The organism is Facklamia languida CCUG 37842 (genome assembly GCF_000245795.1).
GTDB lineage: Bacteria > Bacillota > Bacilli > Lactobacillales > Aerococcaceae > Facklamia > Facklamia languida.
The window spans coordinates 867,065-892,980 of sequence record NZ_JH601133.1; the positions used below are offsets into that span (position 1 = coordinate 867,065).

Here is a 25,916-nt window from a genome sequence, read left to right on the forward strand (position 1 = left end):
TCCGTTATAATGTTACAATAGAATAGAAGTAAAGGAGGACCTACTATGAAACTCTATATGAAACAGAAATTTTGGTCACTCAAAGAAGATTTTGATATTTATGATAGTGAGGGTCAGGCGGTTTATCGGGTGGCGAGTAAGTGGTTAACCCTTGGTCGCAAGATGAAAATTATGGATGGCCAGACAGGAGAAGCTGTCTGTCAAGTGGACCAGCAAGTCATCGCTTTTACACCGACCATGAAGGTTTATTACCAGGGCCAACACTTTTGTACCATTCGCAAGAAGATAACCCTCTTTAGACCTAAGTATGTGGTGTCTGGCTTGAACTGGCAGATTGAAGGGAATATTTTCCAACATGATTACAAAATTCGTGACCACCGCGGTCATGTGATCGTTGAAGTTCGCAAGAAATTCTTCGCCTGGTCTGATACCTTTGAGTTTAATATTAAGGATGAAACAATTGATCCAGTGCAAGTGGTTGCGGTCATCCTAGCGATCGATATGGCGATGGATCAAGCAGAATCAAACTAGTCAATCAATGAAGCCACACCTCCTTGAGCGTGTGGCTTTTCTGTTAGTACGTCTTTTGTGTTTAAGACCTGGGTGAGAGGAGGTATTCTTGGCTGGCAGTTCACTTGGATCTAAGACCCCTTTTTGGTTGGTGTCCAGCAAAAAAGCCTAGCCCTCAAAAGAGCTAGGCTTAAAATAATCACAAGACGGTTAGTAGGTCATTAGTAGGTCGGTACCTGGTCAAAGATTGTTTGATCGATGCCGAAGGCATCCGTCATATCCTTAGTTGCCTCTTTAATTGGCACGGTCTCTTTGAGTTCTCCTTGGACAACGACGCGGTTGGAAGTCACAGAAGGACTATCACAGGTGACGAGGGTGACAATTGCTTGGGAGGTATCATTAATCACCGAGGTCTGGGTAGCTGGAACGGTCATGACATTATAGATCTCATAAACATAGATCTTGTCTAAGTCCGTTAGATAGATCGTTTGTCCCTTCTTAGCATTGAGAAGTGGGGCAAAGAGAAGTTTAGGGTCAACCGAGTGGTGACTCGATAAGACATAGTTGGCTTTCCCCATTTCTTGGTCAGGTTTTAAGGTGCCTGCCCCGAAGTACATCCCTTCATTGGAAGTTCCCTTATTAATTGGGAGGTTGATATTCAAATCCGGAATGGCAATCCCACCGATTACAGGTAGGTGGTCTGGATTGACCCCACTGGCGATCACTTGAACAGGATCAATTGAACGGACTTCATTGAATTCGAAGGTGACATCCTTTTGTTGGTTGGCGAGGATTTGCTCCCGGGTTAAATTTCCCGCAGTGATCCGAGCGGAGTTGGTCTGGATGAGATAGTTCTTGATCGGGTTGAGGGCAAAGAGGGCGATTGCTACTAGAATGAGCAGGATGCCGATAAAGGTTGAGAACTTCCCTCCTTTTTTCTTGCGACGGCTAGAACGTGTCGGTTTAACAGCAGGTTGTTTACGAGCCATAAGATCCTCCATAGATAATATTGATTTAAATTGAGCAATTAATAGTTTCATTCTATCATTCTTTTTGAATAAATGGTACGATCCACTTAAAAAATCTAGAATACTAGGGAGTTTGTTCACAAAAAAGTCATTAACCAGGAGGAGTCGATGGTCTCGCAATTTCATACGTGCAAAATGAACCGAATCGTTATATGATGGTAGGGTAATCGAAAAGTGAGGAGAAATCAAAGAATGAAAGCTTTCTTTAAAGAATTATTAAGTTGGATCTTATATCTGTGCGTTTGGCTGGGTGTCCTCTTTGTGGTTTATAATTGGGTGGCCCAACCCTTCCAAGTGGATGGGTCGTCGATGGAGCATACGCTGGAGGATGGCGAGCGCTTATGGATGTGGAAACTAGGCAAGATCGACCGATTTGATGTTGTCATCTTTCCTGAACCTTTTCAAAGAGAGGAGGACCCCAACCGGCTCTACGTGAAACGGGTCATTGGCTTGCCCGGGGATACAATCGCCAGCAAGGGCGATCGGCTCTTGATTAATGGCAAGGAGATGGAGGAGCCCTACCTAGAAGAGAAGGCGGATGAGTATAAGCAAGGGCAAGGTCAATTGTTTACGCAAGACTTTGACATGACAGAACTCACAGGGGAACAGGTTGTCCCTGAAGGTAAATTATTTGTGATGGGAGATAATCGACGCAATTCCTTAGATAGTCGATCTTTCGGATTTATTGATGAAGAAGATGTGTTGGGTGAAGCGACATTTATCTATTGGCCTTTGGCTGAATTTGGGTCGTTAGAAAGCTATCAATTAAATGAAGACCAATCCGCCATTGTCAGCAAATAAAGGGACTTGATCTATTGGGCAATCTTGCTATAATTGGAAGCAAATAGATCAGTAAATTTTTGATGGTTACTAAGCGAGAGATAGACGGTGCAAGTATCTCCCCACTCAAGGATTGAACCTGCTATTTTTTTAGGATAGGTAGCCCCTTTATCGCTTGGAGTTGGCATCAATCAATGATGCAATCAAGGTGGTACCGCGGAGATGATTGAACCTTCGTCCTTTATGGGACGGAGGCTTATTTTTTTAGGAGGAAGAGCATGGTAACGAGAAAAGAAGATTTTTCAAAATGGTATTTACAAATTATCCAGCAAGCAGATTTAATGGATTATTCCCCTGTTCGAGGTTGTATGATTTTTAAGCCGAATGGCTTTGAGCTGTGGGAACATATTCAGGCGTATTTTAACAAACGTCTGAAGGAGGAAGGGATTCGGAATGCTTACTTCCCAATGCTGATTCCAGAAGCTTTCTTCAATAAGGAGAAGGATCATGTGGAAGGGTTTAGTCCGGAATTACCTTGGGTGACAGAAGCAGCGGGAGAGCCATTGGAAGAACGTCTTGCTTTGAGACCGACCTCAGAGACTATGATTGGAGATGCTTTCTCCAAATGGATCAATTCCTATCGAGACCTTCCCTATGAAATTAACCAGTGGGCTAATGTTTTTCGCTGGGAGAAGCGGACGCTTCCTTTCTTAAGGACATCTGAATTCTTGTGGCAGGAAGGGCACACTGCCCATGCGACCGCTGAAGAAGCCCAAGAGCGGACGCAAAAGATGCTTGAGATCTACGCAGAGATGATTGAAGGCCTGTTGGCGGTTCCGGTCTTCCAAGGTGAAAAGACCCCTTCCGAACGCTTTGCTGGAGCAGTTCAGACCTTATCCGTCGAATCCATGATGCAAGATGGTAAGGCCGTGCAAACGGGGACCTCTCATTACATGGGGACCAAGTTTGCGGAAGCCTTTAACATTCGCTACTTAAACCCTGACAATGAACATGTTTATGCGTATACAACTTCTTGGGGTGTCTCCACCCGTCTGATTGGTGCAATGATCATGACCCATTCCGATGACCAAGGTTTAGTCTTACCGCCCGCAGTCGCACCTCAACAGGTGGTCTTCATTCCAGTGGGACCTAAGAAGAAATTACCAGAAGTCCTTGATAAAGTTAAAGACTTGAATCAAGCGCTTCGTGACCGGGGAATTCGCACCTATGTGGATGACAGCGATAATTCTGCAGGTTATAAGTTTAATGAGTGGGAGCTACGTGGAGCCGCCTTGCGGATCGAAATTGGACCACGAGATATTGAAAATCAACAGGTCATCATGAAGGCTCGTGACTTACAAGATAAGGAAGCGGTCGGCTTCACTGACCTTGTGGCAGAAGTGGAAGCCCAATTAGAAGCCATGCAAACGCGTCTCTTAGATAAAGCGCGGCAAATGAACCAGGCGAATTGTTATACCCAGATTGAGACTTTGGAGGAATTGGAAGCCCATATTGCAGCTAAGAAGGAAGCGAACGAAGTACCTGGTTGGGTCCTAGCAGGATGGGATGGAACGGAAGAAACGGAAGCTCTCATTAAGGAGCGCACAGGCTTTACAACACGTAATATTCCATTTGACCGGTACTTTGAAGGGGACAATGCCTTGCCACGTAAGGACACGTGTATTGTGACAGGGAAGCCAGCCTGCCATACAGTCTGGTTAGCTCGTGCTTATTAAGAAGGAGTGATCCTGTGGAGAGACCTATCAAGCTTTGTCGTCAAACGCGTGCCATTCAGACCCATCGGATCTTGCCAAGTCATTGCAATATGCACCAGACCTTATTTGGCGGACGGCTGATGGAATTCATTGATAATTGTGCCTCAATCTCCGTCTCCAGACATACGCGCTCACTCTGTGTAACAGCTTCGATGGATAGTTTGAACTTTATTCGTCCTCTACAACTCTCCGATTCGACCTGTGTCGAAACCTATGTATCGGGTGTTGGAACGACCTCTGTTGAAGTCTTTGTCAAGGTCATTGGTGAGCGGCTAGAAACAGGCGAGCGCTACCTGGCGGCAACGGCTTTCTTAACCTTCGTGACTGTCCCTAAGAACGGCCAAAAGGTGATTGCGCCTGGTATTAAGGCTGAAAGTCCAGAAGAAATTCTCGTTACATCTGGCTATGAAGAAAGGCGGCAACGACGACTGGCAGCTAAAGAAGCAGACCAACGCTTCAACCAAGAGATTAATATCCATCAACCCTGGCTAACTGAGGAGTAAAATTCCTAATTACTTGAGAGATCGGTCATCCAGGCGAGCGAGTTTAGGCATGATGGATGCATGATGCACCATAGGAAGGAATCAATTATGAAATGTTTAGCACTCGATACTTCGACTTCCACCCTATCTTTGAGCCTTTTTCAAGAAGGGGAATTATTAGCTAGTCGGAGTTCTAATATTACTAAGCAGCATGGTGAGCATTTGCTCAACCAGGTTGCCCAGATATTAGACCAGGCCCAATGGCAAGCCAGTCAACTGGATGCCCTCTATCTCGGACAGGGGCCTGGTTCCTATACGGGATTGAGAATAGGAGCGACCATGGCCAAAGTCTGGGCCAAGAACCTGGGGTGTTCTTTGTATGCTTGTTCCAGCTTGGCCTTGATGGCAGGTCAGATTCAAGATCCTGGTGAAAACCTGATCTTAGTGCCACTGATGGATGCGAGACGGGGAACCGCCTATACGGGCGCTTACCAATGGCAAGCGGGTCAATTGGTCCAGCTGGTCGAAGACCAACATGTGGATTGGCAAGAATGGGTTGAATCGACCCTTTGCCCTGCACTTGAATCGACCTGTAACCGAAGCTGCTTAGTCTTCATCACGACCGATGGATGGGACTTGGTTGACCTGGTTAAGGACCAGCTCGTTTCTTTACTTCCCTACCATGTGATCACTGGGCATCACGCTTGGCCCGATACTCGGTCTGCTCTAATAGTACCCCATGAAGAGGTCCAGGATATTGATACCTTTACCCCCTTCTATGCTCATTTAACCTTGGCGGAACAAGAGTGGGCTCAAAGAAATGCAAAAGAGATAAATAAACATGAAAAATATGTGGAACAAACTAATGAAACCAATTTGTCATAAGTCCTTTCATTCGGTTAATCATCGAGCGATGAACCAATTAGCTTGCTGGTTGGCAAACTATCCGGCTCTTGAAGGCTTTGGGGGGAGCATCTCTCCTCGGATAGCAGTCTTTGATGATCTCGTCGAGATGGTGGCCCTGGAGGAACGTGGCTATCAAGGATATGTAGCCTGGTCCTTAGAAGACTTTCAAAGAGATTGGCGGTTAAATCGCCATGGGGTTTATATCGTCTTAGAAGCGAGCAAAGTGGGTCCGATCATTGGGATGGTGACGGGGCGGTTTATTGAGGGGTGCAGTCACATCAGTCATCTAGTCATTGATCCTGCTTGGCAAGGACAAGGATTAGGGGCCTATCTATTAGAAGTCTGGTTGAGGGCCAGTCAAGTCCTAGGCAAGAAGGCGGTTGAATTAGAGGTTAGGGAATCAAATTGCCGTGCGCAAAGACTGTATTATCGTTTTGGCTTCAAACAAGTGGCTCGTAAAGAATTCTACTATGAGGAAAGTGGGGAGACGGCCTTACTCTTAAGATGTTCATTAAGAGAATGGCCATTTAGCGAATGATTGAAAGTGTTTATTATCAGGCGCCAGAGATCCCTGCTGTGATTGAAGAAGCGGTCTGCCAATCGAATCAAACCTTTAATTGGTCCTTGGAAGCCAGCCGGGCCGACCTGATGAATCCCCTGACCCGGTTGATGGTCCTGCAGGGCGCTGGTCAGGTCTATGCTTATTGTGGTTGGCACCAGGTGGTTGATGAGGCGACGATCAATTATTTTTGGGTGGCTCCCGCCTGCCGCCGCCAAGGCTTAGGCCGTCAGCTATTAGCAGCAGCCCTAAAAGAAATGACCCATGACGCTATTAAAGCAGTCTATTTAGAAGTGCGTGCGAGTAACCAAGCGGCCCTTGGCTTATATGATCAACTAGGCTTCCTACCTATCGGGAGACGGCCGCAATACTACCATGCCCCATCCGAAGATGGGATCCTTTTGCAATACCAAGTAGAGGAAGGAGAGAAGTAAGATGGAATCAATCATTCTAGCTCTTGAATCGTCTTGTGACGAGACGAGTGCGGCAATTGTACAAGATGGGAACAAGCTGCGTTCGAATATTGTGGCCTCTCAAGTAAAGAGTCACATGCGATTCGGGGGTGTTGTACCAGAGGTGGCTAGCCGTCATCACGTCGAACAGATTACACAAGTGATTGACTTGGCCATAGAAGAGGCTGGACTAGAAAGTGTGGGGCAAGTTGATGCGATTGCGGTGACTCAAGGTCCTGGTTTAGTTGGCCCTTTGTTGGTTGGAATTACTGCCGCTAAGACTTTAGCTTTTGCCTATAATAAGCCGATCATTCCAGTCAATCATTTGGCCGGTCATATCTATGCAGGGCGGTTTCTGAGACCCTTGAAATTTCCCTTACTTGCTTTACTGGTATCGGGTGGGCACACAGAATTTGTCTACATGGAGGGGGAAGCGGACTACCATGTGATTGGCGAGACCCAGGATGATGCGGTCGGAGAAGCCTATGACAAGGTCGGACGACTGCTCAACCTCCCCTATCCAGCAGGAAAATTCATGGATGAACTGGCTCATCAGGGAAATCCTCAAGCTTATGATATCCCTCGGTCGATGCTCTATGAAGAGAACCTCGATTTCTCCTTCTCGGGAATCAAGTCCAATGTCATGAATAAGGTCCATAATGCTCAGCAAAGAGGGGAGACCCTTCAGCGCGAAGACTTGGCTGCCAGCTTTCAAGCAGCGGTGGTCGACATCGTCCTTGGTAAGGTTCAAAAGGCCCTTGTCCAATTGCCTGCTATCCAACAATTTGTTCTAGCAGGGGGTGTGGCAGCAAATTCAGGCTTGAGATCTGGCCTTCAAGAACTGTTTGATACGGATTACCCCGATATTGACCTCTTAATCCCTCCCTTATCCTTATGTGGGGACAATGCGGCTATGATTGGGGCGGCTGCTGAACCTCTCTTCAGGGCTGGAACCTATTCAGACTTGTCCTTTAATGCGCGGCCAGGCTTGATGCTCAAGTGAATAAACTTTCCATTGACAAGCCTTCGCCTTAAATGACTCACAACAAAAAAATAAAAGACACTGACGATTCAATCGTCGGTGTCTTTTGGTTTTTATTTAAGGATAGAGGCCAGCCAGATAGAGGGTTGCGTGTCTATAGAGTGGCTTTTGACGGGATGAACGCCCCCGGCCTCTCTTCTTAAGCGTCTTAAGGAGCGAGGTGGGGATAGCGTTCTAAGAAGTCTTCAAGGGCCAGTGCGGCCTCTTCCCAGTGATCAATGGCTTCTTGGGCGGCTTCTTGTTTCTGCTTTAGGGCTTGGTCAAGGTCAAGCAAGCGGTTTTGGTCATTCTCTTGAGCGGCTTGTGCCATTTCCTCATGCAGGTTGGTAATCGCTTGGTCGATCGCTTCACTCCTTGCCCAAGCAGCTTCGACACTTGCTTGCAGCTTTTTATAGTCGCTTCGGATCCTCTTATTGACTTCATAGTCATTCGGGGAGCTTTCATGATGGGAGAGGGACTTTTGGTCTGTCGCATCTGGTTCCTGGTTAAATGCCTCCATTTCGGCCTTCTTGGCCAAATAGTAATCATAGTCTCCTAGGTAGAGGGTCGACCCCTCGGGACTGATTTCAATTACCTGGGTGGCGATCCGATTGATAAAATATCGGTCATGTGAGACAAAGAGCAGGGTGCCATCATATTCAATTAAAGCTTCCTCAAGGACTTCTTTGGAATCGAGGTCCAAGTGGTTCGTTGGTTCGTCCAATAAAAGGGTATTATCATGCTCGGTTGCCAATAAGGCCAGGGCCAAGCGGGCTTTCTCTCCTCCGCTGAGCATGCTGACTTTCTTGTCGACAGTATCGCCTGAGAAGAGGAAGGATCCTAAGATGGATCGAATTTGCCATTCATCGGTGGTATCATGGGCTTGCCACAAGGTTTCTAAGACTGTTCGAGATTCATCCAGTTGGTTGACATTTTGATCATAATAACCAATGCTGACATTGGTCCCCCATTTGAATGTTCCTTGGAGAAGGGGAAGTTGGTGGAGCAGGGTCTTGAGGAGGGTAGTCTTGCCAACCCCATTGGGCCCAACAATCGCAATCGCATCCTGCTTCTTTAATTCAAGTTGAATGGCCTGAGCCAGGGGTTGATGGGCTTGATAACCGATGGACAAATCTTCAACATCCAGGACGCGTTCTCCGGACTCCTTGCCACTGGTAAATTGAATACGAGGCGCCTTTGCGTCTTGTTTAGGCTTTTCAATCCGGTCCATCTTTTCCAGCTGTTTGCGGCGACTTTGAGCGCGTTTGGTCGTGGAAGCGCGGACGATATTTCTTTTAATGAAGTCTTCCAACTTATGAATCTGGGTCTGCTGTTTGAGGTATTCTTTCATTTCTTTTTCTAGTCGGGCTTCTTTCTCAACAATATAGTCGGAATAATTTCCTTTATAGAGATGAAGTCGGTGGTGGCGCATCTCAAAGACTTGATTCACCACCCTATCAAGGAAGTAACGGTCGTGTGACACAATTAGAAGCGCTCCCTTGTAAGACAATAAGTACTGTTCTAACCAGGTTAAAGTGGCCACATCTAGGTGGTTGGTTGGCTCATCCAGGACCAGTAAGTCATAATCCTTAAGAAGGATTTGGGCAAGGGCCAGTCGGGTCTTCTGTCCCCCTGATAGGGAGTTGACGGGTGTTTGGTAGTCTTCTGGTTTGAAGCCAAAGCCATGAAGGACGGTCCGGACGTCAGATTCAATTTGGTAGACATTCTTCTCCTCCAGTGCGAGCTGAACTTGGTCATACCGCTGGATGGCTTCCTGATAAGCTGGGCTGTCAAATTGGCCTTGGTCTGCTAGGTCAGCGACAGCTTGAGAAGCCTGGATGGCTTCTTGTCTGAGAGTCAAAGACTCACTGAAAACACTCATCATTTCATCCCAGATGGACTGGGTTGAGTGAAGGGCGACATGCTGCTCCAGGTAACCAATCTTCAGTCCTTTGGCGCGTGAGAAGGCTCCGTCATTGATCGGTTCTTCATTCATAATTTGTTTAATGAGTGTCGATTTCCCTGTCCCGTTGCGACCAATTAAGGCAATTCGGTCTCGGTCTTGAATGCTGAAGTTGACCTCTTGATAGAGGGTCTGGTCTGCGAAACGTCGACTGACATTATTTGCTTGTAATAAGATCATAGCTAGCCCACCTTTACAATATCGGGGATAGTATACCATTAAATAAGTGATGATAATAGGTCACGAGATCTTTGATTTGCCTTTCAGTACGGCATGATCACTTCCATTTGACACAATCATTAAAAGAACAAATAAATAATTGGCAGAATAAAGAAATGATGATATACTAAAATTAAAACTATTGTGATGAATCACACAAGGCGTTCCCGATCAAGTGCATAGGCGGGATGCATGAAGGAGGGCTGAATGATGGTAAAAGAAATTCCAAGAGCGACGGCTAAACGTCTGCCAATTTATCATCGCTATTTACGTTTTTTACATAATGCAGGCAAGTCCCGGATCTCGTCCACTGAATTGAGCGAAGCCGTTAAGGTGGATAGCGCGACTATCCGACGGGATTTTTCTTATTTTGGCGCACTCGGCAAACGGGGCTACGGCTATGATGTTGAATATTTACTGCAATTCTTTAGTAAGGCGCTCAATCAGGACCGATTGGTGACAACTGCACTGATTGGTGTTGGTTCGCTAGGTAATGCCCTCTTGAATTACAATTTCCGTAAGTCTAATAATGTTAGGATTGGGGCAGGTTTTGACGTTAACCCAGACCTGGTAGGCACGGTCCATGCGGGTATTCCAATTTACTCGATCGATGAACTAGAAGCCCAATTGGCGATTCAAGAGATTGAGGTTGCTATCTTAACCGTTCCCCAAGAATTTGCGGATGAGATTATGGATCGACTGATTGCAGCTGGGATTAAAGGCGTCTTGAACTTTACGCCCTTGCGATTTGAAGCACCCGAATCAGTTCGCATTCAGAATGTCGACCTCACCAATGAATTGCAGACCCTGATCTACTTTATTAACCAAGATGAACTGGATCCTCAACTCAAGCAGGATGACCACTAAGATGCCTGGCCGCTGAGCGGTCTGGGCGTCTTTTTTTCTTGGGCTGACGATTTCGCTTGCAATTTGGTCAAAGATGGTCTATTATAATCAATGTGATTAGCACTTGATCATCTTGAGTGCTAAATCAGCGCTTAAATCAAAGCTCAACGATTAAATGGAGGGAATAACATGTTAAGACCTTTAGCAAAAAGAATAGTATTAAAAGCAAAGGAAGCCGAAGAAACGACAGCTAGCGGCTTTGTACTTCCAAGCTCTGCTCAAGACAAGCAACAAATCGGTGAAGTGATCGCCATTGGTTCTGAGATTGAAGATAAAGATGGAATTAAAGTCGGTGACCAAGTGATCTACAAATCATTCTCAGCGACTGAAGTAAAAGACGACGGTCAAGAATTTGTGATTATTGACCTAAAAGAAGTTCTAGCAGTGATCGAATAATTCCCTGTCTCTGTTTAAGGGACCAGGTTGAGAACAAATAGATAGAGAAGGAGCATGAATATGGCAAAAGAATTAAAATTTTCAGAAGACGCACGGACAGCCCTCTTACGTGGGGTCGATATTTTAGCGAATACCGTTAAGACAACAATGGGACCTAAAGGACGGAATGTCGTTCTCGATAAGTCCTTCGGTTCACCCTTAATTACAAATGATGGGGTGACCATTGCCCGTGAGATCGAATTAGAAGATCGCTATGAGAATATGGGCGCTCAATTGGTGCAAGAAGTGGCTTCTAAGACAAATGATATTGCGGGTGACGGGACAACCACGGCTACTGTTTTGACTCAAGCGATTGCTCGCGAAGGGATGAAGAATGTCACAGCAGGTGCTAACCCTGTAGGGATCCGTCGTGGAATTGACAAGGCAACAAAGGTTGCGGTGGAAGCCTTGAAGAGTCTATCCCAACCTGTTTCGTCTAAGGAAGCGATTGCTCAAGTAGCGGCTGTTTCTTCAGGAGATCCTAAGATCGGTGAATTAATTGCGGATGCAATGGAAAAGGTAGGTAATGATGGGGTCATTACTATTGAAGATTCTCAAACAATCGAGACCGATCTGCAAGTTGTAGAAGGAATGCAATTTGACCGTGGTTACCTCTCTCAATATATGGTCACAGATAATGAGAAGATGACAGCTAATCTTGAGAATCCTTATATCTTTATAACCGATCGTAAGATTTCAAACATTCAAGATGTCTTACCTATGTTAGAATCTGTTATGCAATCAGGTCGTCCAATTCTGTTGATTGCGGAAGATGTGGAAGGTGAGGCCCTACCAACCTTGGTACTTAATAAGTTACGGGGCACTTTAAATGTTGTGGCGGTTAAGGCGCCTGGATTTGGTGACCGTCGTAAGGCGATGCTCGAAGATATTGCGGTTCTAACTGGAGCAACTGTCTTATCAGAAGAATTAGGCTTTGAATTAAAGGATGCGACTGTAGACCACTTAGGTTCTGCAAGCAAAGTCGTGGTGACCAAAGATCACACAACACTCGTTGAAGGAGCAGGGTCAACCGACGCGATCCAAGACCGTGTGACTTTAATCAAGTCTCAAGTAGAAGAGACCACTTCAAGCTATGACAAAGAAAAATTACAAGAACGTCTAGCCAAGTTAGCCGGTGGTGTTGCCGTGATCAAGGTCGGAGCAGCGACTGAAACTGAACAAAAAGAAATCAAGTTACGGATCGAAGATGCCTTGAACTCTACTCGGGCAGCTGTGGAAGAAGGGATCGTACCAGGCGGTGGTACAGCTTACCTTAACATTAAAGACCAAGTTGCAGCTACAGAATCTGAGACCGACGATGAATCGACCGGTGTTAAGATCGTGGTTCGTGCCCTAGAAGAACCTATTCGCCAAATTGCTGAGAATGCTGGTAAGGAAGGGTCTGTGGTCATCAATGAAGTCCTCAATGCCCAAGCTGGAACCGGTTATAATGCAGCAACTGACCAATATGAAGATATGATTGCTTCAGGAATTGTGGATCCAACCAAGGTTACACGTTCTGCTTTACAGAACGCCGCTTCTGTTGCTGCTCTCTTACTGACAACTGAAGCAATTGTCGCTGAAATTCCAAAAGATGAACCAGAAATGCCCGGTGCACCTGGCGGCATGGGGATGATGTAAGTTTAATATGAATGATGACCTGGTCTTTTAAGACTAGGTCATTTTTCTTTTTTTAATTGAAGACAATCTCCTACGTTTAGTCTATGGCTCTCCCAGTTAATCCTTCGCCAGGCGAGAGCTAGCGAGTTTTTGCTAGTTCGAGAAAGATGAAATGATAGATTGGATGAGCAGCAATAATCAATTAAGGACAATTACTTTATGACCTAAAGGGAACATGGTATACTAGCCTTACGGAAATAGATGCTAATGTATAGGGGGAAATAGCATGAAAAATAAAATCAAATTATTGACAAAGTCAGGAATTGCCTTGTTAACGGCGATGACCTTCATGGGTGCTGCTAAACCTCTGGCCCAGACATATTATACGGTTCAGCCGGGCGATACCTTCTATCATATTGCCCAACGTTACGGCTTAGATTACCATTACTTGATGGCCCTCAATGGCCGCTCTTCTTCCTACTTAGATGTGGGGGACCAAATTCTCATCCAAGCAGGATCTCAGGGTGAGGGGGAAGCGGTCAACCCACCAAGTGACAATGGACCCGTCAACTCTTCAGGTTATTACCGGGTCCAAGCTGGCGATACGCTCTATGATATTGCCCGAGCATACGGAATGAGTGTGAATTATCTGATGGCCCTCAATGGCATCACCTCCACCTACATCCATGTGGGGGATGTCTTAGCTGTGAACCAGACGACGGCTCCTGCGCCTCAGCCACCTACTTCTTCGAATGGGACGGCCCACTTGGTCCAGCCAGGAGACAACCTCTCCAGTATTGCTTTTACCTACGGGGTGACGGTTGCTCAACTGAGAGCTTGGAATGGTTTAGTGACGGACTTGATCTATCCAGGTGATCGGATTGCGATCGTGGAAGGTGGAACTTCTTCAATCACTCCTAATCCAACACCACCTAGTCAATCACCAAGAGGCAATGATTCCACGTCAGCAGGAAGTCATTCGATCGCTCCTGGTGAGACCCTCTACGATATTGCCCGGGCCTACGGTTTATCATACGAACAGCTAATGGCCTATAACGGACTGTCATCTACGATGATTTATCCGGGTCAAATCCTCTACTTGCCGACAAGTAATGGTTATACACCGGCCCCTAATCCATCTCAATCCACCAATCCGAGTCAAGGGCAAAGTCCAAGTCAAACAAGTGAACCCAATGAAACCACGACCCAACCAAGTTCTCAAACAAATGAACCAACTGAAACCACAACCCAAGCAAGTTCTCAAACAAATCAGGAAACGACGAGCGAATCATCAGACTCTGAAAGTCGTCCGTCTGACAAGAAAAAGAACAAGAACAAGGTGACTCGCCTACGGATTCCGCAAACAGCGACTAAGAAAAAGAAAGACTTAGCGGATCCTCAGACTAAGGCTTTAGATCCCGAATCGATTGACTTAGTGACCCATGAGGTCGTGGAGGGGGAGACGCTGGAGGAGATTGTTGCAGAATATGATGCCTCTATGGACGACGTTCGCACCTGGAACAAATTACTGAATACTGAAGTCCAAGCGGGTGATATTCTCTACCTATCAGATCCTAGTCAAGCGGTGACTCGCTATGGACAAGTACGGCCTTTGAAGGATGCTTATCCGGTTCATTACCTGGTGAAGCGGACGGATGACCTGGACGGCTTGGCAGATCTCTTCAATGTGAAGCCCGGTTGGATTCGTCAGTGGAGTGAACTCGAGGACGAAGAAGCCATTGAACCAGGACAAGAGCTTGTTGTAACTCATCCACAGGCTAAGCCAGACCTCTACACGGTTGAAGCCGAGGACTCCTTAGATTCTATTGCAGAAGCCCACCAAGTTTCTGTTGAAGCGATCCGTGAATGGAATGGCTTGTTGGATAATGTGATCTATATCGGCGAAGAATTAGCAGTCTCTAATCCAATGCCAACCTACCACCAAGTTCAACCAGGTGAGACCTTGGAAGTAATTGCTGAGGAATATGATTTGTCAATTGACCAGTTGCGCGAGTGGAACAAACTTCCAGCAGAGACCATGATTGTGAATGGCTTGCTCATTGTTTCGGACCCTAAGGTCTATGAAGGGGAAGAAGAGAAGGCCGCTGAAAGTGAAGCCGATACCGCTTCCGATAAGGAAGAAGCAGCTGAAGAAACAAGCGAAGATACAGACGAGACAACCGAAGCGACAGAAGCAGCCGAATAGATGGTTGAATGACATGTGGCTCGCTGATCAAATCTATTATAAAAATCCCTTTCCGTTTGAATGGAAAGGGATCTTTTCTATTTCATGAATGCTGTGTTCTGGTTATTGACGGGCCAAGCTATGCCAAGCAGCATGCTGGCCGGCAACAGCACCGGTCGTAAAAGCGGCTGTAATATTATAGCCTCCTGTGTAGCCGTTGATGTCTAAGATCTCACCACAGAAGAAGAGGCCAGCCATGAGCTTAGACTGGAGAGTTTGGGGGACGATTTCTTTTAAGTGAACCCCGCCACCCGTGACAAAGCCTTTCGCGATCGGCTGGCTCCCGTAAGATGTAATGGGAAAGGCTTTGATGCGCTGCCACAAGGCGGTTATTTGTTGGTGGTCGATTTGCTTATAAGCGCTACCGATCGGGATGTTGACTTGCTGGTGAATTAAGTGGGACAATTTCTCAGGAAGGTAGGGTTTAAGGAGGGTCACCAGCTGCTTGTTACGCTGGGCGTCCGCTTCTTCCATCAGATCTGACTGACTGCGGTCCGGGACCAGGTCAATGGTCAGGTGAGCAGTGGTTGCCTGATTGTGCATGAGAAATTGGTTAACATGCCCCGAACAGCGCAGGATGGCTGGCCCCGAATAGCCAAAGTGAGTAAAGATCATATCCATCCGATGCGTGACAATCGCTTTATCATGGTCATCCCATAAGGTGACTGCCACATCCCGCAGAGAAATCCCTTGGAGTGTTTTGTCTTGGATAAACGAATCATTTGATAGCAAGGGGGACTCCGTCGGATAAAAGTCCGTCAAGGTATGGCCAGCAGCCTCTGCCCACTGGTAGCCATCGCCTTGGGAACCTGTTCTAGGATAGGCCATGCCCCCCACAGCTAGAATCACGGAGTGGGCAGTGATTGTCTGCCCTCGACGAGTGGTAAGCCCCGAGACATGCTTGTGGACATGGTCATAATTGATCTGGGCTACGGGGTCATCTAGGCGGAGGTCGACTTGTAAATGACTTAATTCAGCGACTAGACAATCGCGAATGGTTCGGGCAGAATCTGTGACGGGGAACATGCGGCCGTGGTCCTCTTCCTTTAGGGGAATTCCCCGGTCGATAAAGAAGTGCATAATGTCCTCTTGGTCAAATTGATCCAGGGTCGAATAAAGGAACTTGCCATTTCCTGGAATATGGGCGATTAAATCATCCCGAGAAGACCGGTTGGTTACGTTACATCGCCCTCCACCTGTCAGGATCAACTTACGGCCTGGCTTCTGGTTCTTTTCGATGACTAGGACACGGGCCCCATTCATCGCGGCATGGATACCTGCCATCATACCGGATGTTCCGGCTCCTACTACGATGACATCATAGTCGACTTTAGACATGGACTTTCCTCCTTTTGTTATCGATTATAGCATAGAAGGGCAGAGAATTAGGAAGACAGGCCTGATCGAAAAAGACAGCCAAACAATCCCGTCAGCCAAAAAAGTGATTGACAGGTCCTTTTATTTTCGGTATTATGATGAACGGTATTGTTTACCCCACTAAAGAGCCCCGGAAACTCTTAGTAACCGTAAACAACTAGATAGATAATGGAGGAAAATAACGTGCGTCAAACATATATGGCTAAAAAGAACGAAGTTGAACGCAATTGGGTCCTATTGGATGCGACAGATGTGCCATTAGGTCGTCTTTCAGCAGCCGTTGCGTCCATCTTGCGCGGTAAGAACAAACCAACCTATACGCCTCACGTAGATACAGGAGACTTTGTCATTGTGATCAATGCAGAGAAAGTCGCTTTAACAGGTAAGAAAGTAACAGACAAGAAATATTATGACTATTCAGGACACCCAGGTGGTATGCGTGTAACCACTGCTGGTGAAATGCGTGATAAGAAGCCAACCCGTTTAATTGAACGTTCTGTTAAGGGAATGCTTCCAGATAATCGCTTAGGACGTAAGCAATTCACTAAACTTTTCGTCTATGTGGGATCTGAACACCAACATGCAGCTCAACAACCGCAAGCAATTGATATTAATACGATTATTTAAGGAGGGATTAAATGGCTACAGTACAATACTTAGGAACGGGACGTCGGAAGAATTCATCAGCTCGTGTACGTTTAGTACCTGGAACGGGTGAATTTACTGTAAATGGTAAGACATTGGAAGAGTACATTCCATTTGCCCACTTACACGAAGTAATCAAGCAACCTTTCAACGCTACAGAGACCCTTGGCTCATATGATATCATCGTGAATGTTCGCGGTGGTGGCTTCTCAGGCCAAGCAGGAGCAATCCGTCATGGAATCGCACGTGCCCTATTAAATGTAGATCCTGACTTCCGTTCAGCACTCAAGTCCGCTGGCTTGTTAACTCGTGACCCACGGATGGTTGAACGTAAGAAACCAGGTCTTAAGAAAGCGCGTAAAGCGTCACAATTCTCAAAACGTTAATATTATTGTTATATCAATGTTTCAAGCACTTCATGGTTCACACCATGGGGTGTCTTTTGGTTTAGGACTCATTTAGAAAATATAGTCAAGTCCATAATCCTGTGTAAAATACTATACAATGTCTTATCGGTTTCTTACTGATCCAACTTAATATATTTTTTTGTAGAGATCAGCCATTCATCATGAAGATCCATAAGAACAGCGCCTATTAATCGATTAGTTGAAGCTCGATTGGGGAAGATACGAATGGTCTCTTCCTTCGGCTGACTCCTTGGTTCAGACTTTAAAAAAGGTTGGTACTTTTTAGGCGGTTGTGATCATTGTCAATTATTGTATAATGTAAAGCATCTTCGAAGCCTTTATATTAGCTATCAAGTGTTGAATGTTTCTTGGTAAAGTAAATAATTTTCTCAAAGAAATCCTCTGATAAAACATCCACGAGAATAAGGTAGTTGTACAGTTCAATTACTAAGAGTCGCTTGTGGGAGATTAATTGAATTCGTGAAATTGAATAGGAGATAATAATATGACCGAAGCACAAATAAATATATTAATAGGTTTCTTATTGGGATTAATTCCTCCCTTATGTAAGGGAATATACACTTACTTGAGGAGTTTAAAGAGGAAAAACGATTTTAAGAATCTAATAATAAAAATATATATACTTCCGATTAAGGAAAATTTGAAAGATGCTAAGAGTGGTAGCATTGATGTAAAAAGCATTACTGATAAAATAGAATCAATGGGTAAAAAACTAAGCTATTTAAAAAATGAAGAATTGAAGTTTTTGAATTCGGAAGAACAATTCTTTTATATCAGAGTGTTAGAATTTACTAAAAGTAAACTTTGTTTAATATGTAATAAATTAAAAGATTATAATTATGTATCTTTTCAAAAAGACAATACCATAAGACAAGTTAATGAATTTGAAGAAGAGAATATAAATAAATCTTTAGAAATTATAGATGAGTACATAAATAATGTTAATGATTATGCAAAGTTGAAAACAGATTAGTTTATGTCCATATTCTTAGCGGAATGTACTAGTGATGTGACTATGTAACATAATATAAACAATTTAGTAGGGACTAGCTATTGAATCCATCAATCCCTATTTTCGGATTTTGGAGTGAGGCTCACTCTAGTTTGGTCATTTTGGTGTCGTTCATCTTTATTTTTTAAGAGGTGGGTATAATCCTGATTAAATCGGCTGTATCAGCTAGTCAATTTATCTAAACGGGCCAATGGCCCTCTAACTGAACCTTATCCATGCAATAAAATTTGAGACAAGAAAAAAACTCATTGAAAACGTTTCAATAGTATTATAAGATGAAGGCAGAATAAGTAAGCAGTTACACGGAGGGGTATGAATGAGTAAAAAAATGATCTTATTAGCTTGTGGTACCGGAATGTCAACAACCATGTTAGTCAATAAAATAAAAAAAATAGTGCAAGACCAAGAATTGAACTATGATTTCCATGCTTGTTCCATGGATGAGGCCAATGCGATTATGGATCAAGAGAAAGTGGATGTCTTATTATTAGGTCCTCAAGTTGCCTATATGGAGAATAGTATTTCAAAGGCCCGTGCTCCTCAAGGCATCAATGTTGGGGTGATTAATAAGGATGACTATGGCTTAGCTAATGGTAAGAATGTCCTGACTTATGCGGAGACACTACTTTAATGGAAGAAAATGAAATCAACCAGGTCGCCATGGTCCTAATTGCGAATAGTGGGGATGCCCGTAGCAAGTTTATGGAGGCGATCGCGCTTGCTAAGAACCGTTACTTTGACCAAGCTCAGGATAAATTTGATGAGGGAAAGGCTTCGCTTAGGCTGGCTCATCAAGCTCAAACCGACTTATTGACGCAAGAAGCTGGCGGTGAAAGGGTGGCTCTATCACTCTTGCTTTTGCATGCGCAAGACCATTTGATGAATGCCATGACGGTACGTGATTTTGCACAAGAGCTGATCGATTTATATCAGCGTTTAGCTTAGGCTCGGAGGGTCTTTTTCCGAGCTTATTTTGTCTTGTAGCAAGATTCTAGAGGTCGGTTAAATGTGTAAGTGATCGAGGAGGGATGGCTTATAAAGCAAGAAATCACACGGTTTGAGACTTTGAATGAATTGTACTATCGAGGTTTATTAGATAATGAGTCACTTCAGACTCAGGAATGGCGGACTCACCAGGCCATCAAGGCAGTTGAGGACTCTTTGATCGCTTGCTTTCAAAGTCAGCTACCTAGCTATTCTGATTTGATTTCGAACTTGACGATGGATTATTATGGACCAATTCAAGTTGATTTATTAGTGGTGGCCGATCATGTCTGGTGGGCCATTGATTGGCAGCCTCTATTAGGCTCTGCGCTTAACTCGAATCGTCATAAGGAAGCTTTTGTTAAGAGTTTGGCGCGTTTGAAAGACTTAGCCCGTTCTTTGGATCGGAAGATTCAAGTCCATCATGATCAATTTAATGAAGACCATCCAGGAGTGGTTAGGAACCCCCTTACCCAACAAATTCTTGCGTGGAACCAACGCTTATTCCAGTCACATGTCCATGATCTCGTGGCGCAAGTTCCTTTTGTGAGTGGCGATAAAGTCTACCAATACCACCGAGTGCTTAACCGCTACCGTCAGCCGCTTGAGGAAGAACTCCCAATGGTTGACGAGGCATGTTGGCAGGGCTTGAAGAAGGGATGTCGGTGTTTAAATTGTCAGTCATACACCCTCAAGATTAAGCGTAAGACCTGTCAATGTTTACACTGCGGCCAGTCTTATAGCAAGGCTCAGATGGGAAGGGCCCTCTACCGGCAATTACAAGCACTAGCCCACCATGATCATGTGGAGGTGTCGCGCGATTGGATGTTGGAATTATGTGACTATCAACTGCGGTCGACTTCGATCTGGAAGCTGATGCAAGAAGAGAAGAATTAAGCGTGGGAAGGGCACCTTTCTTGTACAAGTTATTAAATAAAGCTAAAATGAAGCTAAGAAGAGAGGAGTGAGAGGATGTTAGGGAGATCTTTTAGTGAGCTACGACGCCATTACGGCTTTTATCTGGCGATTTTTGTGATTGCCTTGATTTTTAATGTGCTGATTTGGTGGATTGCCAGTATTTTTGGCCTGGGTGAGGGCCTAGGTAATGTGATCATGATGATGACTTATTATGGACGAGGTCTAACAGATGTTCCACGTGAGGAAATGTTATACATGATGACCGATGTTTTACAGGGAATGAACCTTTCCTACTTTGTCATCTCCCAGTTATTTGTCTTCTTATTAAGTACTTTGGTTACCATCTTAATGAACCGGTCCCTATTGCAGAAAGTCAACTATCCTGAAACACAGATCGCTGATGCAGCTTATTTCAATACTCCTTTAGGTGACTGTTTGATTCTCCCACTTAAATTATTCTTCGCGCAAATCGTAGTTGGAATCCTCTATGCTGTGATTTTGTTTGCGGCGTCTCTGTTAGTGGGGGCGGCTAGTCAATCCTTTGGTAGCTTTACTTGGGTGGTGGCGGTGATTGTCTCCCTATTATTCATGGCCATGGCGGTTTTTGTCTTACCGATTCAATATTTCATCGCCTATGATGTCGAGCGGCGCTATAATTTCTGGGCTACGATCACGAAATCGATGGCAATCGGACGGGATCATTTCCTAAGAATTTTGAAGACACTCTTAGTTCAAATGGCACTCATGGTGGTCTACTTTGGCTTCTTTTCCGTGACGGCCATTTACGGCTTTGAAAGTAGTCGCGATGCCCTTACCATGATTTGGGTGATGTTCTTGATAGCGATGGCAGGCTTTATCTTTTTCTTGCTGCCGCTCATGAATATTTACCTGATCAAGACCATGAGCCAGGTGATCTCGCTGGAGTATTAAGCCTGGCTCTTGATCAAAAGTCAGACAGAAGACCCCTAGCTAGCCCTAAAGCCTACATAGATGATTCAGTCTAAAAGACGCCCAGTTTGTGGGCGTCTTCTTTGTTGGATTGGAATCTCATTTAGAGACAAAGCTAATAGGGAGGGTTGTAAAGCCTGATTAACGGGTGTATAGAGGCGTATCGCGTCATTTTTTATAGCATAAGAAAGAAGCGGTCCTATTGAAAGGAAACCGCTCCTTGGGGTTAGGGGGTAGTTGGTGATAGGGAATTAGTCTTCTGAATGGTCGGGTAGGTTGAAGAGATGGCGGATCAAGTGTTCGAAGATATTACCTGCTAATAAGATGAGCCAGGTAATATGCCAAGCACCTGACCGGTAGGACCAGATGAAGTAGACGATGAGCACGAGCGGCCAATAAATATTTTCAAAGGTCCGGTTGGCTTCAACCTGTCTTCGGTGTTTTTCAGGGTCTTGGTTGACTGTGTTAAAGTCTGGCGTGGATAGAAGCTGCTGGTAGAGTGACCGAATATTACCTGAGTAAATGAAGAGAAAGGCTGCTGCTCCAGTACAGAAGATTAAGCCAGAAACGGGCATCAGTTGGACTTGTTCGGATAGGTCCATCGAACCCACAATAATAATGGGGATAACCGGTAGAATGACAAGGGCGACCCCAATAATGGTGGCGATGGTGTGGGTCCGTTTGAAATCTTGGGCGAGGTTTTCGATTTCGCGGCGTTGGTGGCTTTTGAGGGTGTAGTGGCCCTTTTCGATCCAGGCCAAATCCTTAGACCGCTGGTGGCTGATGAGGTAGATGGCGACGGAGATGACAGTTGCAAGGAGAATGACCGTGATACCGATCGCATCAATTCCAGGCCGATCTTCGCCAAAGATGGCTTGTAGGGAGATGAAGAGGGCAACTGAGGCAATGATTATGAAGGTGGCAAGGCCATTGAGGAGGCCTAATTGTGTCTTTTTGGCGATATATTGGTTAATTTCTGGCTTAGATAGGAAAGGAACAAAAGTTTTCTTGGATTGGCTCGTCTCCTTCTTAGCAAAATTCATTTCATCCACTAATTCATCAATATCACCGAATTCAGCAATGACGCGACCGAGCGCTTCGTGTTCACTGGCACCGTTTGCGATCAGATCTGAATATTTCTCGGTCATATTCTGGGTCATCTCGGCCTTGATTCGAAGCATTTCAGGGCTGGATTCGATATTTGAGAAGAGTGAATCGATGTATGCTTGTAAAGTATCCATTATAATTCTCCTTTTAATATATTTTTGACGACTTCTTGGACCACTTGCCATTCTTGGACTTTCATTTGGAGGGCATCTTGCCCCTTAGCTGTTAAGCGATAGTAAGTTCGAGCCCGTCCATTGCTCTCTTGGCCGGGATAAGACTCAATCCATTGGGCCTTAGCCAGCCGGTTAAAGGCGGTGTAGAGGGTGGTTTCCTTAATGATATAGGCCCCTCGACTTAATTGCGTGATCTGTTTACCAATCTCATAGCCATAGGAATCACCCCAGGACAGGATTTGAAGGATAAAGAGATCATTGTAGCCACGTATCAGATCACTTGAGATCAAACGATCACCTCCTCAAGATTACTTAACCTGTCGTAGTAATTTTATTATAGACCAACTACTACGATAGGTAAAGTAAAATACTCAAAATCCATCTAAAGTCCTAGACCGCTCGTCAAGGACTTCTGGAATGCTTGTGCTATAATTGGGAGGCGATGATTGTGAAAGGAGCGATTCGAGTGGCAAAGAATAAGATTGTCATCAAAGGGGCCCGTACCCATAATTTAAAGAATATTAATCTAGAAATTCCTCGTGACCAGTTAGTGGTCGTTACGGGCTTATCTGGCTCAGGTAAATCTTCCTTAGCCTTTGATACCCTCTATGCAGAGGGACAACGCCGATATGTTGAAAGCCTATCCGCCTATGCCCGGCAATTTCTTGGACAAATGGATAAACCAGAGGTTGATGCGATTGAAGGCTTGAGTCCAGCCATCTCCATTGACCAGAAGACAACCAGCCAAAATCCGCGCTCAACGGTCGGAACAGCAACTGAAATTAATGACTTTTTGCGTTTGCTCTATGCGAGAGTGGGTGTTCCCTACTGTCCGACCCACCAGGTGGCTATTCAACGGCAATCGGTTGAGCAGATGGTCGATCGGATTCTGGAATTACCTGAGCGGACCCGGATTCAAATCTTATCACCGGTGGTCCGTAACCAACGCGGTCAACATAAGAAAGAATTCGATAAGATTGGCAAGGAAGGCTACGTGCGGGTGCGAGTCAACGGTGAGATTTATGACTTACAAGAAGTCCCCACCCTTGCCAAGAATAAGAAGCATACCATTGAAGTGGTCGTCGACCGGATTGTGGTTAAGGAAGGCATTCGGTCGCGGTTATTTGACTCGGTCGAGACCGCGATCCGCTTCTCAGAGGGGTACATGATTGTGGATGTCCTAGATGGGGAGCCTCTATACTTTAATGAACATTATTCCTGTCCCTTCTGTGATTTTTCTTTGGATGAATTGGAGCCGCGTTTGTTCTCCTTTAATGCGCCTTTTGGGGCTTGTCCAGATTGTGATGGTTTGGGCTCACGCTTGACCTTTGATGAGGACTTGATCATTCCCGATCCGGACTTGACCCTAGCGGAAGGCGCCTTAGCTCCTTGGGGTAAGGAGGGGTCTGGTTATTATGCATCCATGTTAGAACAGTTTGCCAAGAGCCAGTCGATTCCCATGGACATTCCTTTTAAGGACTTGAGCCCGGTCCAACAAGATCAAATCAAATACGGTGCTCCGGATGCGCCTTTTCGATTCACTTATGAGACCCTATATAGTGGGAAGCGACGAACCGTGGACCAGGTCTTTGAAGGGGTCATGACCAACATTGAACGGCGTTACCGTGAGACTTCATCCGAATCCATGCGGGATGCCTTACGTAAATACCTGCATGAATTAACTTGTCCAACCTGTCAGGGTAAACGGCTGAACGAGAAGGCTTTAAGCGTCAAAGTCGGTGAGATGGATATCGCTCAAGTGACGGAATTATCGATTGGAGCAGCTAAGGACTACTTCCAGTCTATGACTTTCAGCCCTCATGACCAGATGATTGCGCTGCCTATTCTTAAGGAAATTAAGGACCGGTTAAGCTTTCTGGACAATGTGGGGCTCGACTACTTGACTCTGGACCGAATTGCAGGTTCCCTATCAGGTGGAGAGGCTCAGCGGATTCGACTGGCCACCCAGATCGGATCGCAACTTAGTGGTGTCCTCTATATCTTAGATGAACCCTCGATTGGACTCCACCAACGGGATAACGATCGGTTAATTCGCTCGCTCGTCCAAATGCGTGATTTGGGCAATACGCTCATTGTGGTGGAACATGATGAGGAGACCATGTTACAGGCGGATTACCTGATTGACATGGGACCGGGTGCGGGTGAAGAGGGCGGCCAAGTGATAGCAGCGGGGACGCCTGAAGAAGTGATGGCCAATGACCAGTCCTTAACAGGCCGATACCTAAGGGGGCAAGAAGCGATTGCCATCCCAGCTGAAAGACGAACCGAAGACCGGGGCTGGGTGACGATTAAAGGGGCCAGTGAGAATAATCTTAAGCAGCTTGATGTCCAATTTCCACTAGGACGGTTGACTTGTGTCACGGGGGTTTCAGGGTCCGGTAAATCCTCCTTGGTCAATCGGATTCTTAAGGTTGCCTTGGCTAAGCGCCTGACATCGACACAGGAAAAGCCGGGCCAATTTGAATCGATTGCGGGTTATGAAGCCCTCGAGAAGGTGATTGATATTGACCAGAGCCCTATTGGGCGAACTCCACGGTCTAACCCAGCTACCTATACCTCGGTCTTTGATGACATTCGTGGCCTGTTTGCGGCGACCAACGAAGCCAAGATGCGGGGCTATAAGAAGGGGCGGTTCTCCTTTAATGTTAAGGGAGGGCGGTGTGAAGCCTGTCAAGGAGGCGGGATTACCAAGATCGAGATGCACTTTTTACCTGACGTCTACGTTCCTTGTGAGGTCTGTCATGGGGCCCGCTATAACTCGGAGACCTTGGAAGTTCGCTTCAAGGGTAAGAATATTGCGGAAGTCTTAGACATGACCGTTAATGAAGCCGTCGACTTCTTTGCAGCCCAACCACGCATTGCACGTAAGATGCAAACTTTACAGGATGTAGGTCTTGGTTATATTCGCTTAGGACAATCTGCCACGACTCTCTCGGGCGGGGAAGCCCAACGGATGAAGCTCGCTTCTGAATTGCACCGGGTATCCTCTGGTCGGACTTTATATATTCTCGATGAGCCGACAACTGGGCTTCATGCCCATGATATTCGTAAGCTGCTCAGCGTGATTGACCGTTTAGTTGAAGCCGGCAATACGGTGGTGATTATTGAACACAACCTCGATGTGATCAAGACGGCAGATTATATCATTGATTTGGGGCCTGAAGGGGGACAAGCAGGTGGCCAGGTGATTGCTAAAGGGACACCAGAAGAGGTGGCCCAAGTGGCGGAAAGCTATACCGGACATTATTTAAAAGAGATCCTAGCAGATTAATTCATTAGAAGACCCGGTTCCAAGGAACCGGTCTTCTTTTATAAAGATCGGCCCCTAGACCTATGCGTTTGTTTCATTTCCTTGAGATAATAAGACCATCAAGAGGAGAATTATTTATATGCCAGTATGCA

Annotated in this window: 25 protein-coding genes and 1 pseudogene; 20 read left to right on the forward strand and 6 right to left on the reverse strand. The window is 45.6% G+C overall.

What is annotated here, in order from left to right; genetic code table 11:
* Positions 1 to 45 precede the first annotated feature (45 nt).
* Positions 46 to 531 carry an LURP-one-related/scramblase family protein gene (locus HMPREF9708_RS03945; protein WP_006308802.1) on the forward strand — a complete coding sequence of 162 codons (486 nt, stop codon included), beginning with the start codon at positions 46 to 48 and terminating at the stop codon, positions 529 to 531.
* Between the two features lie 200 nt (positions 532 to 731).
* Here the strand turns inward: HMPREF9708_RS03945 and HMPREF9708_RS03950 are convergent, their stop codons facing one another.
* The gene (locus tag HMPREF9708_RS03950) at positions 732 to 1,499 is read right to left on the reverse strand and encodes a class A sortase (protein WP_006308803.1); all 768 of its coding nucleotides are present in this window, start codon (positions 1,497 to 1,499) and stop codon (positions 732 to 734) included.
* Positions 1,500 to 1,730: 231 nt separating this feature from the next.
* Between HMPREF9708_RS03950 and lepB the strand changes: the two genes are divergently transcribed.
* The 7 genes from lepB to tsaD all read left to right on the forward strand — a co-directional run bounded on the left by lepB (position 1,731) and on the right by tsaD (position 7,495).
* Entirely contained in the window at positions 1,731 to 2,339 is a 609-nt protein-coding gene (gene lepB, locus HMPREF9708_RS03955; protein ID WP_006308804.1) for a signal peptidase I, read from the forward strand.
* Between the two features lie 257 nt (positions 2,340 to 2,596).
* Positions 2,597 to 4,054 carry a proline--tRNA ligase gene (gene proS, locus HMPREF9708_RS03960; RefSeq protein ID WP_006308805.1) on the forward strand — a complete coding sequence of 486 codons (1,458 nt, stop codon included), beginning with the start codon at positions 2,597 to 2,599 and terminating at the stop codon, positions 4,052 to 4,054.
* A gap of 14 nt (positions 4,055 to 4,068) precedes the next feature.
* Entirely contained in the window at positions 4,069 to 4,596 is a 528-nt protein-coding gene (locus tag HMPREF9708_RS03965; RefSeq protein ID WP_006308806.1) for an acyl-CoA thioesterase, read from the forward strand.
* Between the two features lie 87 nt (positions 4,597 to 4,683).
* Complete coding sequence (tsaB, locus tag HMPREF9708_RS03970; protein WP_006308807.1) at positions 4,684 to 5,460, forward strand: tRNA (adenosine(37)-N6)-threonylcarbamoyltransferase complex dimerization subunit type 1 TsaB; 777 nt, start codon at positions 4,684 to 4,686, stop codon at positions 5,458 to 5,460.
* Positions 5,441 to 6,019: a GNAT family N-acetyltransferase gene (locus HMPREF9708_RS03975; protein WP_006308808.1), complete on the forward strand. Its 579-nt coding sequence runs from the start codon at positions 5,441 to 5,443 to the stop codon at positions 6,017 to 6,019. The genes tsaB and HMPREF9708_RS03975 overlap by 20 nt, the downstream gene beginning before the upstream one ends.
* Positions 6,016 to 6,474, forward strand: coding sequence for a ribosomal protein S18-alanine N-acetyltransferase (gene rimI, locus HMPREF9708_RS03980; protein WP_006308809.1), 459 nt, complete (start codon positions 6,016 to 6,018; stop codon positions 6,472 to 6,474). The genes HMPREF9708_RS03975 and rimI overlap by 4 nt, the downstream gene beginning before the upstream one ends.
* A 1-nt stretch (position 6,475) precedes the next feature.
* Positions 6,476 to 7,495: a tRNA (adenosine(37)-N6)-threonylcarbamoyltransferase complex transferase subunit TsaD gene (gene tsaD, locus HMPREF9708_RS03985; RefSeq protein WP_006308811.1), complete on the forward strand. Its 1,020-nt coding sequence runs from the start codon at positions 6,476 to 6,478 to the stop codon at positions 7,493 to 7,495.
* Positions 7,496 to 7,682: 187 nt separating this feature from the next.
* Here tsaD and HMPREF9708_RS03990 read toward each other — a convergent pair whose 3' ends face one another.
* A complete protein-coding gene (locus HMPREF9708_RS03990) occupies positions 7,683 to 9,656 on the reverse strand; it encodes an ABC-F family ATP-binding cassette domain-containing protein (protein WP_006308813.1) in 1,974 nt (657 codons plus the stop codon).
* Between the two features lie 249 nt (positions 9,657 to 9,905).
* Between HMPREF9708_RS03990 and HMPREF9708_RS03995 the strand changes: the two genes are divergently transcribed.
* From HMPREF9708_RS03995 to HMPREF9708_RS04010, 4 genes are all read left to right on the forward strand, one after another.
* Entirely contained in the window at positions 9,906 to 10,562 is a 657-nt protein-coding gene (locus HMPREF9708_RS03995) for a redox-sensing transcriptional repressor Rex (RefSeq protein WP_006308815.1), read from the forward strand.
* A 168-nt stretch (positions 10,563 to 10,730) separates the two neighbouring features.
* A complete protein-coding gene (locus HMPREF9708_RS04000; RefSeq protein WP_006308818.1) occupies positions 10,731 to 10,997 on the forward strand; it encodes a co-chaperone GroES in 267 nt (88 codons plus the stop codon).
* 60 nt (positions 10,998 to 11,057) lie between these two features.
* The gene (gene groL / locus HMPREF9708_RS04005; protein ID WP_006308820.1) at positions 11,058 to 12,677 is read left to right on the forward strand and encodes a chaperonin GroEL; all 1,620 of its coding nucleotides are present in this window, start codon (positions 11,058 to 11,060) and stop codon (positions 12,675 to 12,677) included.
* 265 nt (positions 12,678 to 12,942) lie between these two features.
* Positions 12,943 to 14,862: a LysM peptidoglycan-binding domain-containing protein gene (locus HMPREF9708_RS04010; RefSeq protein WP_006308822.1), complete on the forward strand. Its 1,920-nt coding sequence runs from the start codon at positions 12,943 to 12,945 to the stop codon at positions 14,860 to 14,862.
* 102 nt (positions 14,863 to 14,964) lie between these two features.
* On the opposite strand, the gene HMPREF9708_RS04015 is transcribed toward HMPREF9708_RS04010, so the two are convergent.
* Complete coding sequence (locus tag HMPREF9708_RS04015; RefSeq protein WP_006308824.1) at positions 14,965 to 16,239, reverse strand: BaiN/RdsA family NAD(P)/FAD-dependent oxidoreductase; 1,275 nt, start codon at positions 16,237 to 16,239, stop codon at positions 14,965 to 14,967.
* 222 nt (positions 16,240 to 16,461) lie between these two features.
* Between HMPREF9708_RS04015 and rplM the strand changes: the two genes are divergently transcribed.
* Both rplM and rpsI read left to right on the forward strand, forming a co-directional pair.
* Positions 16,462 to 16,905 (forward strand): 50S ribosomal protein L13, encoded by a 444-nt coding sequence (gene rplM / locus HMPREF9708_RS04020; protein WP_006308826.1) that lies wholly within the window; start codon positions 16,462 to 16,464, stop codon positions 16,903 to 16,905.
* Positions 16,906 to 16,916: 11 nt separating this feature from the next.
* Entirely contained in the window at positions 16,917 to 17,309 is a 393-nt protein-coding gene (gene rpsI / locus HMPREF9708_RS04025; protein ID WP_006308828.1) for a 30S ribosomal protein S9, read from the forward strand.
* A gap of 134 nt (positions 17,310 to 17,443) precedes the next feature.
* On the opposite strand, the pseudogene HMPREF9708_RS08290 reads toward rpsI, so the two are convergent.
* Positions 17,444 to 17,667: pseudogene (locus tag HMPREF9708_RS08290) on the reverse strand (transposase); the annotation flags it as partial.
* A 168-nt stretch (positions 17,668 to 17,835) separates the two neighbouring features.
* On the opposite strand from HMPREF9708_RS08290, the gene HMPREF9708_RS04030 reads away from it, so the two are divergent.
* The 5 genes from HMPREF9708_RS04030 (at position 17,836) to HMPREF9708_RS04050 (ending at position 21,195) form a co-directional block, all read left to right on the forward strand.
* The gene (locus HMPREF9708_RS04030) at positions 17,836 to 18,324 is read left to right on the forward strand and encodes a hypothetical protein (protein WP_006308829.1); all 489 of its coding nucleotides are present in this window, start codon (positions 17,836 to 17,838) and stop codon (positions 18,322 to 18,324) included.
* Positions 18,325 to 18,679: 355 nt separating this feature from the next.
* A complete protein-coding gene (locus tag HMPREF9708_RS04035; protein WP_006308831.1) occupies positions 18,680 to 18,994 on the forward strand; it encodes a PTS sugar transporter subunit IIB in 315 nt (104 codons plus the stop codon).
* Positions 18,994 to 19,308 carry a PTS lactose/cellobiose transporter subunit IIA gene (locus HMPREF9708_RS04040; protein WP_006308833.1) on the forward strand — a complete coding sequence of 105 codons (315 nt, stop codon included), beginning with the start codon at positions 18,994 to 18,996 and terminating at the stop codon, positions 19,306 to 19,308. The genes HMPREF9708_RS04035 and HMPREF9708_RS04040 overlap by 1 nt, the downstream gene beginning before the upstream one ends.
* A 120-nt stretch (positions 19,309 to 19,428) precedes the next feature.
* Positions 19,429 to 20,244: a hypothetical protein gene (locus tag HMPREF9708_RS04045; protein ID WP_156798777.1), complete on the forward strand. Its 816-nt coding sequence runs from the start codon at positions 19,429 to 19,431 to the stop codon at positions 20,242 to 20,244.
* Positions 20,245 to 20,319: 75 nt separating this feature from the next.
* Positions 20,320 to 21,195, forward strand: coding sequence for a hypothetical protein (locus tag HMPREF9708_RS04050; RefSeq protein WP_006308836.1), 876 nt, complete (start codon positions 20,320 to 20,322; stop codon positions 21,193 to 21,195).
* A 269-nt stretch (positions 21,196 to 21,464) separates the two neighbouring features.
* On the opposite strand, the gene HMPREF9708_RS04055 is transcribed toward HMPREF9708_RS04050, so the two are convergent.
* Positions 21,465 to 22,454 (reverse strand): permease prefix domain 1-containing protein, encoded by a 990-nt coding sequence (locus tag HMPREF9708_RS04055; protein WP_006308838.1) that lies wholly within the window; start codon positions 22,452 to 22,454, stop codon positions 21,465 to 21,467.
* Complete coding sequence (locus HMPREF9708_RS04060; RefSeq protein WP_006308845.1) at positions 22,454 to 22,783, reverse strand: PadR family transcriptional regulator; 330 nt, start codon at positions 22,781 to 22,783, stop codon at positions 22,454 to 22,456. The genes HMPREF9708_RS04055 and HMPREF9708_RS04060 overlap by 1 nt, the downstream gene beginning before the upstream one ends.
* A 176-nt stretch (positions 22,784 to 22,959) precedes the next feature.
* Between HMPREF9708_RS04060 and uvrA the strand changes: the two genes are divergently transcribed.
* Positions 22,960 to 25,785, forward strand: a complete 2,826-nt coding sequence (gene uvrA / locus HMPREF9708_RS04065; protein WP_040448082.1) for an excinuclease ABC subunit UvrA — start codon at positions 22,960 to 22,962, stop codon at positions 25,783 to 25,785.
* Positions 25,786 to 25,916: the final 131 nt, after the last annotated feature.